The following is a 14080-nucleotide window of genomic DNA, read 5'->3' as shown; positions in this document are numbered from 1 at the left end:
CGCGTCGGCTACGGTCGTTCGGTGACCCTGCACCAGCCCAGCGCGCTCGAGCTCGACCGCCGCACCTACCGGCGCCGCCGCTCGCGGCAGTCGGTGCTCATCGCGATCGCGTCGTCGCTCGCGTTTGCGGTGATCGTCTGGGTGACGGTCATCAACACCGAGGGCTGGTCGAAGGTCCAGCAGTCGTTCTTCAACCTCGACGTCGCGATCCAGGCGCTGCCGAAGGTGTGGGACGGCTTCCTGATCAATCTGCAGGTCCTCGCATACTCGGTCGTGACCGTCGCGGTGGTCGCCCTGCTGATCGCCGTGCTGCGGACGCTCCGTGGGCCGGTGTTCTTTCCCGCGCGCGTGCTCGCCGCCGGCTACACCGATCTCTTCCGCGGACTGCCGTTCATCATCGTGCTGTACTTGATCGGCTTCGGCCTGCCGACGATCACGAACACGCGCATGCCGGTGGTGCTGCTCGGGGTGATCGCGGTGACGCTCACATACTCCGCGTACGTCGCCGAGGTCATCCGCGCGGGGATCGAAGCCGTGCATCCGTCGCAGCGCCTCGCCGCCCGGGCGCTCGGCCTGGGCTACGTGCAGACGCTGCGCCGTGTCGTGCTCCCCCAGGCGTTCCGCAAGATCACGCCGCCCCTGATGAACGACTTCATCTCGATGCAGAAAGACGTCGGGCTGATCTCGATCCTCGGCGCGGTCGATGCGATCGCCGCCGCACGATCGGTGGCGTCGCTGACCTACAACTTCACGCCGTACGTCGTGGCCGGCGTGCTGTTCATCCTGCTCGCGATCCCGACGATCCGGCTCACCGACTGGTACACGGCGCGGCTGCGCGAGCGCGAGCAGGCAGGGGCGATCCTGTGACGACGCTGCTGCGGGCCACCGGCATCCACAAGTCCTTCGGCGAACGCGAGGTGCTGCGCGGCGTCGACCTCGACCTCGCGACACACGAGGTCGTCGCGCTCATCGGCGCGAGCGGATCGGGCAAGTCGACGCTGCTGCGCTGCCTCAATCTGCTCGAGCCGATCGACGACGGGCAGATCTTCCTCGACGACGAGGACATCTCCGACCCGCGCGTCGACGCCAATCGCGTGCGCGCCCGCTTCGGCGCGGTGTTCCAGAGTTACAACCTGTTCCCGCACCTGACCGTGCTCGACAACGTCACCCTCGCCTCCCGCGTCGTGCACCGGCTGCCGCGGCGCCAGGCCGAGACGCGCGCCCTCGAACTGCTCGGCCGCATCGGGCTCGCCGACCTCGCCCGCGAGCACCCCGACCGCCTCTCCGGCGGCCAGCAGCAGCGCGCCGCGATCGTGCGGGCGATCGCGACCGACCCCGAGGTGCTGTTCCTCGACGAGATCACCTCGGCACTCGACCCGGAGCTCGTCGGCGAGGTGCTCGAGCTGGTGCGGCAACTCGCCGCCGACGGTGCCACGATTCTCATGGCGACGCACGAGATGGCGTTCGCGCGCGACGTCGCCCACCGCGTGGTGTTCCTCGACGCGGGCACGATCGTCGAGCACGGACCTCCGTCCGAGGTGCTCGCCGCGCCCCGGGAAGCCCGCACCCGGGCGTTCCTCGCGCGTTTCACTGCCTGAGTGAGGGGCCGGGCCACGCTGTCCATATCGCGTGATCTCACCGAGCCCACCCGTCATGTGCGCGCACAACGGGTGATCTCGGCGAGATCACGTGATGTCAACACGGCGACAGTGAGTCAACTTGTTGACTTCGGGTGAGTCAACTGGTTTACTCACTGATGTGTCCGACCGTCTGACCTTCACCCTCCACGAGCTCATCGCCGAGCTCGACACGTTCGCCGACGCCGCCCTGCAGACGGGGTATGGCGTGACGTTCAACCACTTCCAGTTCCTGGCCGTGCTCTACGACCACGAGCCCGTCGACATGACGACGCTCGCCCGCTGCCTCGGCGTCACGAAGGCCGCGGTCAGCAAGCGGGTGCCGGCGCTCGTCGAGGACGGGTGGATCACCGCGGCCTCCCAGCCCGGCGCGGGACGCAGCATCCTGCTCGCCCTCACTCCCCGGGGCACCGCCCTCGTGCGCGACGCCGGCGAGGTGCTCGAGCGCGAGTTCGCCGCGATGCTGACGCACCCCTCGCTCGCGGGCGACCCCATCGACGCCCCCCGCCTCAACGCCCAGCTCGTCGCCCTCACCGCCTTCATCCAGCAGCAACCGACCGCCCCACAGGAGACCCTCGCATGAACGCTCCCCGCATCCTCGTGATCGTCGGCACGCCCCTCGCCGGCAGTCTCAACCACGCCCTTGCCCAGTCGTACGCCGACGCGGCGCGCGCCGGCGGCGCCGAGGTGCGCGTCGTCGACCTCGCGAACGACGCCGTGCCGCAGCATCCATCCATCCGCGATGAGGTGCGCCTCCCGCGCACCGACGCCGACGTGCAGCTCACTCCCGAGGTCGCCGCCTACGTCGCCGACGTCGACTGGGCCGACCACCTCGTGTTCTTCTTCCCACAGTGGTGGGGGTCGCTTCCGGGCGCGCTCAAGACGTGGATCGACCGCGTCTTCGTACGCGGATTCGCGTACCGCTACCGGCCCACCGGGCGGCTGTGGGACAAGCTGCTCACCGGGCGGAGCGCCCGCATCGTGATGACGATGGACTCCCCCGCGTTCTGGAACGCGTGGGTCTACCGCAACGCACCCATCCGGTCGCTTCGCAACGCGACGCTCGAGTACTGCGGTGTCAAGGTGCGGGGGGTGACGCGCCTCGCGGAGGTGCGGCACAGCTCCGAAGCCGACCGCGAGCGCTGGGTCCGCGGGATGGCATCGTTCGGGGCGACGGATGCCGCGTCCGTGCGTCCGCGCCAGCGGTCCGAGCTCGTCGCGGCCTGAGGTCAGGCGAGCGAGCGCTCGGCGGCCTCGACGACGTTCGTCATGAGCAGGGCGACCGTCATCGGGCCGACCCCGCCGGGGTTCGGCGAGAGGTAGCCGGCGACCTCGGCGACATCGGGAGCGACATCCCCGTAGACGCGGGCCTTGCCCGACTCGGGGTCGTCCTCGCGGGTGACGCCGACGTCGAGCACGGCGGCGCCCGGCTTGACGTCCTCGGCGCGCACGATGTGCTTGACGCCCGCCGCGGCCACGATGACATCCGCCTGGCGCAGGTGGTGCGACAGGTCGGTCGTGCCCGTGTGGGTGAGGGTCACGGTCGCGTTGATCTCGCGGCGCGTGAGCAACAGGCCGATCGAGCGGCCGATGGTCACACCGCGGCCGACGACGACCACGTCCTTGCCCTTGAGGTCGTAGTCGTTGCGCAGCAGCAGCTCGATCACGCCGCGCGGCGTGCACGGCAGCGGCGTGGTGATCGGCGAGTTGACGTTGAGCACGAGCCGGCCGAGGTTCGTCGGGTGCAGGCCGTCGGCGTCCTTCGCGGGATCGATGCGCTCGAGGATCGCGTCGGTGTCGAGGTGCTTCGGCAGCGGGAGCTGCACGATGTACCCGTGGCACTCGGGGTCCGCGTTGAGCTCGTCGATCAGCGCCTCGACCTCCGCCTGCGTGGCGTCGGCCGGCAGCTCCTTCTGGATCGAGTTCATCCCGATCGCCTCGGACTCGCGGTGCTTCATCCCCACGTACAGCTGCGAGGCCGGATCGGCGCCGACGAGCACCGTGGCGATGCCGGGCGTGATGCCCCGCTCCTTGAGCGCCGCGACGCGCTCGCGCAGCTCGTCCTTGATCTGGGCGGCGGCCGCGCGCCCATCGAGCTTCTGTGCGGTCATCGTTCGTCTCCTCGTATGGTCGTGCGCTCTTTGCCAGGTCCCCCAGCCGCGAGAGTGCAGCTGGTGGACGAAAGGTAGGGAACCACCCACCACCTCGGCGACCCGCTGTACTCTCGCAGATCGTGGTCGAGGAGCGGCGGGATGGATGCCGCGACCCTCGGGTCGCGGTGCGACAGTCGTATCAGACGATGCCGCCGCGGTGCGGCGGCGTTCCCGCTCAGTGGCGGAAGTCGGGGTACAGCGGGAAGGCGGCGGTCAGGGCCGAGACGCGCAGGCGCAGTTCCTCGACGTCGGCGCCGGGCTGCAGCGCGAGCGCGATGATGTCGGCGACCTCCGTGAACTCGGCGTCGCCGAAGCCGCGGGTCGCGAGCGCCGGCGTGCCGATGCGCAGACCCGACGTGACCATCGGCGGGCGCGGGTCGTTCGGGACGGCGTTGCGGTTCACCGTGATGTGGATCTCGTGCAGGAGGTCCTCGGCCTGCTTGCCGTCGATCTGAGCGTTCCGGAGGTCGACGAGCACGAGGTGCACGTCGGTGCCACCCGAGCGGACCGCGATGCCGGCGTCCTTCACATCCTGTTGCGACAGGCGATCCGCGATGATGTGCGCGCCGCGCAGCACGCGCTCCTGGCGTTCCTTGAACTCGGGGGTCGCCGCGAGCTTGAACGCGGTCGCCTTGGCCGCGATCACGTGCATGAGCGGGCCGCCCTGCTGACCCGGGAAGACGGCGGTGTTGATCTTCTTCGCGATGTCGGCGTCGTTGGTGAGGATGAAGCCCGAGCGGGGGCCGCCGATCGTCTTGTGCACGGTCGACGACACGACGTGCGCGTGCGGCACCGGGTTCGGGTGCAGACCCGCCGCGACGAGACCGGCGAAGTGCGCCATGTCGACCCACAGCGTGGCGCCGACCTCGTCGGCGATCGCACGGAAGGCGGCGAAGTCGAGCTGACGCGGGTACGCCGACCAGCCCGCAATGATCACCTTGGGCTGGTGCTCGATGGCGAGGCGGCGCACTTCGTCCATGTCGATCGTCGAGGTCTCGGGGTCGACGCCGTACGCGACGATGTTGTAGAGCCGGCCCGAGAAGTTGATCTTCATGCCATGCGTGAGGTGGCCGCCCTGGTCGAGCGACAGGCCGACCAGCGTGTCGCCGGGGCGCGCGATGGCGTGCAGCACGGCGGCGTTCGCGGTGGCGCCCGAGTGCGGCTGGACGTTCGCGAACTCGGCGCCGAACAGGGCCTTGGCGCGGTGGATCGCGAGCTCCTCGGCGACGTCGACCTCTTCGCAGCCGCCGTAGTAGCGGCGGCCCGGGTAGCCCTCGGCGTACTTGTTGGTCAGCACCGAGCCCTGCGACTGCAGCACCGACACGGGCACGAAGTTCTCGGAGGCGATCATCTCGAGGTAACCGCGCTGGCGGTCGAGCTCGCGGTCGAGCACCTGGGCGATCTCGGGATCGACCTCGGCGAGCGGGGCGTTGAAGAACTGATCGGTCATGCGATCTCCAGACTCACGGCTTTCGGATAGGGGTGTCCCACATCGGCCCAGGCGTGCGGTCGAATGCCGTAGTCGGTCGCTCCCCGGTGGTGGCCCACCTCAACGCCAGTCGCGACACACCGAGCATAACGGAACTCGACCGGCTAGGCTGAGTCCGATCCCTTTTGTTAGGACTCTTTACATGAAACGTCGACGAGGACGGGCTGTCGCGGCCTCGGTCTTCGTCGCTGCGCTGCTGGCCGGCTGCACCCCGGTCGCACAGAATGGAGACACCGTGTCGCTACCCGCCGTCGTCCCCGCCCCCGTCTCGATCGAGGCCGGCTCCGGCGCGCCCTTGCGGCTCACGTCCGCCACGGCGGTGAAGGGCGACACGGATGCTGCCGCCGCCCTGGCCGCGATCGTCGAGGCTCGCACGGGGCTGACCCTCGCGACCGGCGACGGCGCGGGCATCGACCTGCGGGTCGACGCGGGCTCGGGCGCACCCGAGTCGTACCGGATCGTCGCGGACGAGGCATCCGTCGTCGTCACCGGCGCCGACGCGGCCGGCCTCTTCTACGGCGTGCAGACACTGGGCCAGCTCATCGCCCGCGACCGCGACGGATGGACGATCCCCGCCGTGACGATCGAGGATGCTCCGCGCTTCGCGTACCGCGGCGTCATGCTCGACGTGGCCCGCCACTTCCACGCCGTCGAGACCGTCACGGCGTACATCGACCACGCGGCGTCGCTCAAGTTCAACGCGCTGCACCTGCACCTCACCGACGACCAGGGCTGGCGCATCCAGCTCGACGCGCGGCCCGAGCTCACCGAGACGGCGTCCGGCACGTCGGTGGGCGCAGACCCGGGCGGCTTCTACACGAAGGCCGACTACCGCGGGATCGTCGAGTACGCGGCCTCCCGTCACATGATCGTGGTGCCCGAGATCGACATGCCCGGCCACACCCACGCGGTCGGCCTCGCGTATCCCGAGCTCGCGGAGGACCCGAGCATCAGCGACCACATGCGCGAGATCATCCGCGACTACGGCGGCGAGGAGCCGCGCGTGGGCGCGCCGTACGACGGCATGGCCGTCGGGTTCTCGTCGCTGAAGATCCACGACGAGGCGACGTACGACTTCGTCGCCGACGTGTTCGGCGAGCTCGCCGCGATGACGCCGGGGCCGTACCTGCACTTCGGCGGCGACGAGTCGCTCTCGACGACGGACGAGGACTTCGCGGAGTTCGTGGCGCGCGCGAGCGAGATCATCGCCGACCTCGGCAAGACGCCGGTGGCATGGCACGAGGCGGGCGCGGCGACCGGCATCGCCGACACCGCGGTCGGCCAGTACTGGGGGTTCCTCACGCCGCAGGAGGGCGCCGCTGAGAAGGCGACCGCCTTCGTCGACAACGGCGCCCAGCTGATCCTCTCTCCCGCCGACGCGATCTACCTCGACATGAAGTACCCGAACGGCCCTGAGCTCGGCCTCACGTGGGCGAACGGCCCGACGAGCGTCGAGCGCGCCTATTCGTGGGAGCCGTCGGACGTGGTGCCCGGCGTCGACGACGCCGGCATCCTCGGCGTCGAGGCGCCGCTGTGGACCGAGACGATCCGCACCGCCGCCGACATCGACACCATGGCCTTCCCGCGCGCCGCCGCAGCCGCCGAGGCCGCCTGGTCTCCCGCGACGGGCGCGAGCGCGCTGCGCACGTGGGCGTCGTTCCGCGCGCGCGTCGGCGCGCTGGGCCCGCTGTGGACGAGCATGGGAATCGGCTTCCACCCGTCCGATGAGATCCCGTGGGTCACCGAGTGACCCTCGCCGAGTGATCCGGAGCACCGCATGAGCACCCTCGTCCACTCCGTCCGCCTGCTGGGCTGCGCCGCGGTCGACAGCGACCGCACCGACGCGTGGGCGCTGTTCGACGACGGCCGCGTCGCGGCGGCCGGCGCAGGAGTCGAGCTCCCGGCTGCGGACGAGGTCGTGGACGGCGGGAACGGATGCCTCGTCCCCGGCTTCATCGACATCCACGTGCACGGCGGCGCCGGCGCGAGCTTCGACGACGGCCCCGAGGCCGTTGCGACGGCCCGCGCCGCCCACCGCGCCCACGGGACGACGCGCGCGGTGCTCTCGCTCATCACCGCACCGATCGACGACCTCGCCGCCCGCGTCGCCATGGTCGCAGACCTCTGCGACGCCGATCCCACTGTCCTCGGTTCGCACCTCGAGGGCCCGTTCCTCGACCCCGGCCACAAGGGCGCGCACACCGAGTCGCTGCTGCGGGCGCCGGACGCGGCATCCGTCGACCGTCTCCTCGAGGCAGGACGCGGGACGATCCGCCAGGTCACGCTCGCCCCGGAGCGCCACGGCGCCTTCGACGCCATCCGCCGCTTCGTCGACGCCGGGGTCGCGGTCGCGGTCGGCCACACGAACGCCGACGCCGACACGACGCGGCGCGCCTTCGACGCCGGCGCGACACTCATCACGCACGCGTTCAACGCGATGCCGGGCATCCACCACCGCGCTCCGGGTCCGGTCGTCGCGGGGCTGCGCGACGAGCGCGTGACGCTCGAGATCATCGCCGACGGCGTGCACGTCGACCTGGAGCTCATCGCGACGCTGTTCGCGATCGCCGGCGACCGGATCGCGCTCATCACTGACGCGATGGCCGCGGCCGGCTCGCAGGACGGCCGGTACGAGCTGGGCGGGCTGGCGGTGCGGGTGACCGACGGCGTGGCACGGCTCGAAGAGGGCGGCGCGATCGCCGGCTCCACCCTCACGCAGGACGCAGCGCTGCGCCGCGTCGTGGGCGCGGGCGTGCCGCTCGACGCCGCGTCGCACGCCCTCAGCCGGCAGCCCGCGTCCGCGATCCACCGCGACGACCTCGGCACCCTCGAGGTCGGCGCCCGCGCCGACGCGGTGCTCCTCGACGACGCCCTCGCGGTGCGCCGCGTCTGGGTCGACGGGCGCGACGCCTGAGCACGCTCGCGCGCCCGTGAAAGGCGGGGCCGAAGGTCCCTCCCCCGAGATACCTCCGAGCCCCGCCTTGTCCGCGGGAGTCCCGCGGGGGGGCGGCCGCCGTCGTGCCCCACACAAGGGCGGCCGGCCACTCTGACGAAAGAGACCGCGCGACTCCCCATCTATTACGCGAGTTCTGAAAATTCGCTCGGACGGATGCTGCGGCTTCGAGTCCGGCCCTGGTCAAATCCGGAGGCGGCGACGACAATGGGACATGCCGCGGTCCGCACCCGGGATCGACGTCGTCGATGTGCGCCGCGGAACTGGGGGATCCATGGACCACGACGACGTGCAGGGGCACGAGACCGACGTCCCCGGTCACTCCGACGCCGACCTCGTCCTGCGGACGAGATCGGGCGATGCCAGCGCGTTCGGGGAGCTGTGGCGGCGCCACTACCGCGCGGGCGTCACCGTCGCCCGCAACATGACCTCGAGCCTCGATGCCGATGACCTCGTGCAGGAGGCGTACACGCGCATCTATCACTCCATCGTCCAGGGCGGCGGGCCGACCGGGTCGTTCCGCGCCTACCTGTTCACCAGCGTCCGGAACACCGCCGCCGCATGGGGGCGCGCGCGCCGCGAGACCGCGTACGAAGAGCTCGACGGCATCGAGGATCCCTCCGGAGTCGAGCACGAGAGCGAGGCCGCGCTCGACCGCGGGCTCACGCATCAGGCCTTCCGCAGTCTTCCGACCCGGTGGCAGGAGGTGCTCTGGTACTCCGAGATCGAGCGCATGAAGCCCGCCGAGATCGCGCCGCTGTTGGGCATGAAGCCGACGGCGGTCGCGCAGCTGACGTTCCGCGCGCGGGAAGGACTCCGCGAGGCCTGGATCCAGGCGCACCTGCGGTCGGTGCTCGACGGTTCGGACTGCCAATGGACCATCGAGCACCTCGGCGCGTACTCGCGCCTCAATCTCGGTCGCCGCGACCACGCGAAGCTCGAGCGGCATCTCACCGGCTGCGTACGGTGCTCGATCGTCGCGAGCGAGGCCAAAGAGGTGTCGAGCCGTCTCGCGCTCGTGCTGCTGCCGATCGCGCTCGGCGCGGTCGGCACCGCGGGCTACCTCGCGATGGTGCAGGGCGGCGGCGCGTCGCTCGTGACGCTGGCCTCGATGCCCTCGAGCGTGGTGCACGGCAGCGTCGCCATCGCGCCGGGCGGAGTCGTGGGGGCAGGCGCGAGTGCGGGTGCCGGCGCGGGCGCAGGTGCCGGTGCGGCGGTCACGTCGGCCGGTGTCGGATCGGCGGGGGCGGTCGGCGCTGCAGGGGCGGCGACCGCCGTCGCTTCGTCGGCGGCGGTCTTCGGCACGTCGGCGGTCGCCGGCATCGGCGCGGCCTCCGGGCTCGCCGCCGCGGGCCTCGTCGTCGTCAGCGGCGTGGTCGCCGCGGCGGTGATGCTGCCGGCCGCGGCCGGCCCGGAGCCGGCACCGACTCCCGCGCCGACGACCGAGGTCGCGGCCGAGAACGTGAACGCGCCGGCGCTGATTCAGGACGACACCGGCGACTCGCCGCTCCAGCTTCCGGCAGAGCCGGGCCCCGGCCCGGCGGACCTCCCCGTCGTGCCCGACGCAGCGGCCGTCGACGGGAGCTCGCAGGGCGAGGACACGGCGGAGTCGGGCGGCGGCAAGGCCACGGGCCAGACCGGCAGCGGCACGGCGCAGGGCGAGAACGGCACCGCCCAGGGCGGCAACGGCAACGCGCAGGGCGGCAAGGGCAGCACGTCGGGCAACAACGGCAACGCGACGAGCAACAACGGCAACGCGCAGGACGACGACGACGATCACTCGGGCAACAACGGCAACGAGTCCGGCAACAACGGGAACGGCAACGGGAAGGCCGGCAACGCGGGCAGCGGCACCCCGGCGAACGGGGCCGGCAGCGGCAACGGCGGGATCACCGGGAACGGCGGCTCGACCGGGAACGGCACCCCGACGAACGGGACCGGCAACGGCAACGGCGGCACGACGGGCGCCGGCACCGGCACGACGAAGCGCAGCGTGAGCATTCCGCGCGGCCTCGGCCGCGGCGTCGTCGACCGCGAGGACGCGGTGCCGCTCAGCGCCGAGGCGCCCGCGGATGCCGAGGTCACCGACACCGCCCCCGTCGAGAGCGTGCCGGCCGAGACCGTCCCGACCGACGCCGGCAACTGACCCGCGCACAGGGGCCGCGGCGGACGCGCACCGTACGCCGCCGTAGACTGGAAGCCATGTCCGACACGCCGAACGTCACTCCCGCGCGCCCCGCCGCACCGGCGCCCGGAAAGCGCACGCTGGCCGATGGCAAGGCTTCACCGCTGGCAGATGGCAAGGCTTCGCCGCTGGCCGATGGCAAGGCTTCGCCGCTGGCCGCGATCGACATCATCGCGTTCGTCTGCGAGATCTTCGCGTTCGGCACGCTCGCGCTGTGGGGCTTCACGATGTGGCCGTTCCCGTGGAACATCGTCGCGGGTGTCGGGGCCCCCGTGATCGCGATCCTCCTCTGGGCGCTCTTCGTGTCGCCGCGCGCCGTGTTCGCGGTGCACCCCTTCGTGCGCGCCGTCGTCGAGCTGCTCGTCTACGTATCCGCGACGGCCGCCTGGTGGTCGATGGGCAATGCCTGGATCGGCCTCGCGTTCGGCGTCGTGGCCGTGACCGCCGGGCTCGTCGCCGGCCGGCGGCGCCTGTCGTGACCTCGGGCGCCGACGCGCTCGCCCTCCTCCGCGCGGCGCTCGGCGATCGCGTCGACACCTCGCCGGACTCGCTCCACGCCGCGCGCGCCGACAAGTCCGGGCACGCGGCATCCGGTCTTCCCCTCGCCGTCGTCCACGCGCGCAGCGTGGACGACGTGCAGCAGACCCTCCGTATCGCGGGCAGCACGGGCACGCCCGTGGCGACCCGCGGCGCCGGCACGGGCCTCGCCGGCGGCGCCAACGCGGGCGACGGCGAGATCGCGCTGTCGGTGCGCGGCATGGACCGCATCCTCGAGGTGCGCCCCGACGACCTCCTGGCGGTCGTCGAGCCGGGCATCCTCAACGCCGACCTCAACGCCGCGCTCGCCCCGTACGGCCTCTGGTGGGCGCCCGACCCTGCGAGCCGCGCGATCTCGACCGTCGGCGGCAACATCGCGACCGGGGCCGGCGGGCTGCTGTGCGCCAAGTACGGCGTGGTGCGCGACGCGGTGCTCGGCGTAGACCTCGTCCTCGCCGACGGCCGCCTGCTGCATCTCGGCCACCGCACCGTCAAGGGCGTGACGGGCCTCGACCTGACGTCCTTGGTCGTCGGGTCGGAAGGCACCCTCGGCGTCGTCGTCGGAGCGACGCTGAAGCTCCGCCGCCTGGTGCCCGGCGAGGTGTGCACGATCGCCGCCACCTTCGTGGACGTGCGCACGGCGGCCGAGGCGTCCGCCGCCGTCACCGCGTCCGGTGCGCAGCCCGCGATCATGGAACTGATGGATGCTGCGTCCCTCGCCGCCGTCCACGCGCTCCTGGAGCTCGAGGCCCCGACCCCCGGCGCGGCTCAGCTCACGATCCAGACCGACGGCCCGGCCGCGATCGCCGAAGCCGAGGCCATCGCCGAGGTGCTCCGTCGCGCCGGTGGGACCGTCGCCGTCTCGCACGACCGCGAAGAGGGTGAGCGGCTGCTGGCGATCCGCCGGTCGATGCACCCCGCCATGGAGTCGCTCGGCACCGCGCTCATCGAAGACGTCTCGGTGCCCCGTTCCGCCCTGCCAGCGATGTTCGACGAGATCTCCCGCGTCGAGCGCGAGCACGGCGTCGTGATCCCGACGGTCGCTCACGCGGGCGACGGCAACCTGCACCCCAACTTCATCTTCGAGGCCGAGCCGGACGAGTTCGGTGTCGTCGAGGCGCCGGACCACATCTGGGCGGCCGCCGACGACCTCTTCCGCGCGGCGCTGCGCCTCGGCGGAACCCTCACCGGCGAGCACGGCGTGGGCGTGCTCAAGCGCCGCTGGCTCGCCGACGAACTGGGCGAGGACCAGTGGGAGCTGCAGCGGCAGATCACGCGAGTTTTCGACCCCCAGGGCATCCTCAACCCCGGCAAGGTCTTCGCGCGCTGAGCCGCAGCATCCGTCCCCGCGTCAGATGCCCTGCCAGGCGGGCTTGTTGTCGTAGGCGTAGCGGTAGTAGTCGGAGCGGGTCAGCTGCGACGCGGCGGCCTCGTCCACGACGACGGTGGCGTGAGGGTGGAGCTGGATCGCCGAGCCCGGGAGCGACGCCGACAGCGGACCCTCGACGGCGCCGGCGACCGCCGCCGCCTTGCCTTCGCCGAACGCGAGGAGCACGAGGTGCCGGGCGCGCAGGATCGTGCCCAGGCCCTGCGTGATGCAGTGCATCGGCACGTCGTCGACCGAGTCGAAGAAGCGCGCGTTGTCTCGGCGGGTCTGCTCGGTGAGGGTCTTCACGCGGGTGATCGACGAGAACGACGACCCCGGCTCGTTGAATCCGATGTGCCCGTCGGTGCCGATGCCGAGGATCTGCAGGTCGATGCCGCCCGCATCGCGGATGGCCCCGTCGTACTCCTCACCGTGGTGCTCGATGCCCTCCGGTGTGCCGTCGGGCGTGCGGATGAGCTCGGGGTTGAGGCCGAGCGGCTCCACGACCTCGCGCGTGATCACCGAGCGGTAGCTCTCGGGGTGCGCGGGGTCGATCCCCACATACTCGTCGAGCGCGAAGCCGCGCACGTGCGAGAGGTCGACGCCTTCGAGGCGCGAGCGCAGCGCCTCGTACACGGGCAGCGGAGTGGACCCGGTCGCGAGGCCGAGGACCGTCTCGGGGTTCGAGCGGATGAGCCCTGCGATGTGGTCGGCGACGAGCGCCCCCGCTGCCGCCTTGTCGCGGACGATGACGATCTCAGCCATGGAACATCTCATCCATGAATCAGGGCCTCCTGGGTGTTGTGTGTGGCGTCGCCCTCCGCGCCCACGAGCGCGGCTCCGAGCGCGGCGGCCGGGGAACCCGGCGGCAGCAGCTCGACCCGGTCGGCAAGGTGCAGCGAGCGCATGAACGGGGATGCCTCGGCACTGGCCGCGAGCTCGGCTGCGACATCCGTCATCAGTCGGTCTCCCAATGCCGTCACACCCCCTCCGAGAACCACGATATCGACGTCGGCGGTCAGTACCAGCACCCGGATCGCGGCGGCGACGCCCCGGGCGAGACCGGCCCGCAGCTGCCGCGCCGACGCATCGCCCGCGTCGGCGGCGTCGAAGACGTCGCGCACGGGCAGGGCCGACCGTTTCGCCCAGCGCTCGGCGATCGCGCCGCCGCCTGCGAAGGCCTCGATGCAGCCGCGCTGACCGCACCGGCAGAGGGGGCCGTTCGGGTCGACCGAGATGTGACCGACTTCGCCGGCGGTGCCGCGCGCGCCGCGCCACAGCACGCCGTCCGAGACGATGCCGGCCGCGATCCCGGTGCCGAGGTTCAGGTACGCCATCGACCCCGGCGCCGGGGCGCCCCCGCGCGTGTGGAGTGCGTGCGCGCCGAGCGCGGCCGCCTTGACGTCGTTCTCGACCTGCACGGGCACGCCCAGCGCGGGCGCGACGGCGGCGGCGAGGTCGAGCTCGTCGACCCCGAGGTTCACCGCGTGCACGACGCGGCCGGTGCCCGGCTCGATCTGACCCGGGATGCCGACCCCCACCGACCGCACCGCCGCGAGGTCGACGCCGGCCTCGGTGCCGAGCGCACGCACCGCATCGAGGACGGTCTGGGCCACAGCATCCGGGCCCCATCCGGTGGGAATGCGGAGGCGACCCGCGATCGCTCCCTCGGCGTCGACAGCGACGGCGTCGGTCTTGGTCCCGCCGACGTCCAGCCCGACCTTCATCGGCCGACCTCCCCGTGGGAGGCGGCGTGGTCC

13 protein-coding genes and 1 riboswitch are annotated in these 14080 nt (G+C 71.9%); of the genes, 9 read left to right on the top strand and 4 right to left on the bottom strand.

The annotated features are described in order from the left end of the window. The first annotated feature begins 21 nt into the window (after window positions 1-21). The 4 genes from ACEYYH_RS05905 to ACEYYH_RS05890 all read left to right on the top strand — a co-directional run bounded on the left by ACEYYH_RS05905 (window position 22) and on the right by ACEYYH_RS05890 (window position 2864). Window positions 22-867, top strand: a complete 846-nt coding sequence (locus ACEYYH_RS05905; protein ID WP_374977328.1) for an amino acid ABC transporter permease — start codon at window positions 22-24, stop codon at window positions 865-867. Continuing rightward, the gene (locus ACEYYH_RS05900; RefSeq protein ID WP_374977327.1) at window positions 864-1598 is read left to right on the top strand and encodes an amino acid ABC transporter ATP-binding protein; all 735 of its coding nucleotides are present in this window, start codon (window positions 864-866) and stop codon (window positions 1596-1598) included. The genes ACEYYH_RS05905 and ACEYYH_RS05900 overlap by 4 nt, the downstream gene beginning before the upstream one ends. Window positions 1599-1758: 160 nt before the next feature. Continuing rightward, window positions 1759-2220, top strand: a complete 462-nt coding sequence (locus ACEYYH_RS05895; RefSeq protein WP_374977326.1) for a MarR family winged helix-turn-helix transcriptional regulator — start codon at window positions 1759-1761, stop codon at window positions 2218-2220. Beyond that, window positions 2217-2864 carry an NAD(P)H-dependent oxidoreductase gene (locus tag ACEYYH_RS05890; protein WP_374977325.1) on the top strand — a complete coding sequence of 216 codons (648 nt, stop codon included), beginning with the start codon at window positions 2217-2219 and terminating at the stop codon, window positions 2862-2864. Before ACEYYH_RS05895 ends, ACEYYH_RS05890 begins: the two co-directional genes overlap by 4 nt. A gap of 2 nt (window positions 2865-2866) precedes the next feature. Here ACEYYH_RS05890 and ACEYYH_RS05885 read toward each other — a convergent pair whose 3' ends face one another. Both ACEYYH_RS05885 and glyA read right to left on the bottom strand, forming a co-directional pair. Beyond that, the gene (locus tag ACEYYH_RS05885) at window positions 2867-3748 is read right to left on the bottom strand and encodes a bifunctional methylenetetrahydrofolate dehydrogenase/methenyltetrahydrofolate cyclohydrolase (protein WP_374977324.1); all 882 of its coding nucleotides are present in this window, start codon (window positions 3746-3748) and stop codon (window positions 2867-2869) included. Window positions 3749-3965: 217 nt separating this feature from the next. Then, entirely contained in the window at window positions 3966-5240 is a 1275-nt protein-coding gene (gene glyA / locus ACEYYH_RS05880; protein ID WP_374977323.1) for a serine hydroxymethyltransferase, read from the bottom strand. A gap of 38 nt (window positions 5241-5278) precedes the next feature. Next, window positions 5279-5363: riboswitch (ZMP/ZTP riboswitch) on the bottom strand. 151 nt (window positions 5364-5514) lie between these two features. Between glyA and ACEYYH_RS05875 the strand changes: the two genes are divergently transcribed. From ACEYYH_RS05875 to ACEYYH_RS05855, 5 genes are all read left to right on the top strand, one after another. Next, a complete protein-coding gene (locus ACEYYH_RS05875) occupies window positions 5515-7029 on the top strand; it encodes a beta-N-acetylhexosaminidase (protein ID WP_374978167.1) in 1515 nt (504 codons plus the stop codon). A 27-nt stretch (window positions 7030-7056) separates the two neighbouring features. Next, on the top strand, window positions 7057-8193 hold the full coding sequence (gene nagA, locus ACEYYH_RS05870; RefSeq protein ID WP_374977322.1) for an N-acetylglucosamine-6-phosphate deacetylase: 1137 nt from the start codon (window positions 7057-7059) through the stop codon (window positions 8191-8193). A gap of 253 nt (window positions 8194-8446) precedes the next feature. Continuing rightward, window positions 8447-10378, top strand: coding sequence for an RNA polymerase sigma factor (locus ACEYYH_RS05865; RefSeq protein WP_374977321.1), 1932 nt, complete (start codon window positions 8447-8449; stop codon window positions 10376-10378). A 56-nt stretch (window positions 10379-10434) separates the two neighbouring features. Beyond that, window positions 10435-10896 (top strand): YrdB family protein, encoded by a 462-nt coding sequence (locus tag ACEYYH_RS05860; RefSeq protein WP_374977320.1) that lies wholly within the window; start codon window positions 10435-10437, stop codon window positions 10894-10896. Continuing rightward, the gene (locus ACEYYH_RS05855) at window positions 10893-12284 is read left to right on the top strand and encodes an FAD-binding oxidoreductase (protein WP_374977319.1); all 1392 of its coding nucleotides are present in this window, start codon (window positions 10893-10895) and stop codon (window positions 12282-12284) included. The genes ACEYYH_RS05860 and ACEYYH_RS05855 overlap by 4 nt, the downstream gene beginning before the upstream one ends. Before the next feature lie 21 nt (window positions 12285-12305). Here ACEYYH_RS05855 and ACEYYH_RS05850 read toward each other — a convergent pair whose 3' ends face one another. Together ACEYYH_RS05850 and ACEYYH_RS05845 are read right to left on the bottom strand one after the other, a co-directional pair. Then, window positions 12306-13085, bottom strand: a complete 780-nt coding sequence (locus ACEYYH_RS05850) for a glucosamine-6-phosphate deaminase (RefSeq protein WP_374977318.1) — start codon at window positions 13083-13085, stop codon at window positions 12306-12308. Window positions 13086-13093: 8 nt separating this feature from the next. Further along, on the bottom strand, window positions 13094-14047 hold the full coding sequence (locus ACEYYH_RS05845; protein WP_374977317.1) for an ROK family protein: 954 nt from the start codon (window positions 14045-14047) through the stop codon (window positions 13094-13096). Between the last annotated feature and the right edge of the window lie 33 nt (window positions 14048-14080).

Source organism: Microbacterium trichothecenolyticum (genome assembly GCF_041938625.1).
Taxonomy (GTDB): Bacteria; Actinomycetota; Actinomycetes; order Actinomycetales; family Microbacteriaceae; genus Microbacterium; species Microbacterium trichothecenolyticum_D.
The sequence above is the reverse complement of the archived record's forward strand: the minus strand, read 5'-3'. Positions and strand labels throughout refer to the sequence as shown.

What these genes read in the sequence shown, in the direction of transcription:
- ACEYYH_RS05890 (WP_374977325.1), top strand. Translation starts at nt 2,217, where the DNA reads ATGAACGCTCCCCGCATCCTCGTGATCGTCGGCACGCCCCTCGCCGGC.
- ACEYYH_RS05885 (WP_374977324.1), bottom strand. Translation starts at nt 3,748, where the DNA reads ATGACCGCACAGAAGCTCGATGGGCGCGCGGCCGCCGCCCAGATCAAG.
- glyA (WP_374977323.1), bottom strand. Translation starts at nt 5,240, where the DNA reads ATGACCGATCAGTTCTTCAACGCCCCGCTCGCCGAGGTCGATCCCGAG.
- nagA (WP_374977322.1), top strand. Translation starts at nt 7,057, where the DNA reads ATGAGCACCCTCGTCCACTCCGTCCGCCTGCTGGGCTGCGCCGCGGTC.
- ACEYYH_RS05865 (WP_374977321.1), top strand. Translation starts at nt 8,447, where the DNA reads ATGCCGCGGTCCGCACCCGGGATCGACGTCGTCGATGTGCGCCGCGGA.
- ACEYYH_RS05860 (WP_374977320.1), top strand. Translation starts at nt 10,435, where the DNA reads ATGTCCGACACGCCGAACGTCACTCCCGCGCGCCCCGCCGCACCGGCG.
- ACEYYH_RS05850 (WP_374977318.1), bottom strand. Translation starts at nt 13,085, where the DNA reads ATGGCTGAGATCGTCATCGTCCGCGACAAGGCGGCAGCGGGGGCGCTC.
- ACEYYH_RS05845 (WP_374977317.1), bottom strand. Translation starts at nt 14,047, where the DNA reads ATGAAGGTCGGGCTGGACGTCGGCGGGACCAAGACCGACGCCGTCGCT.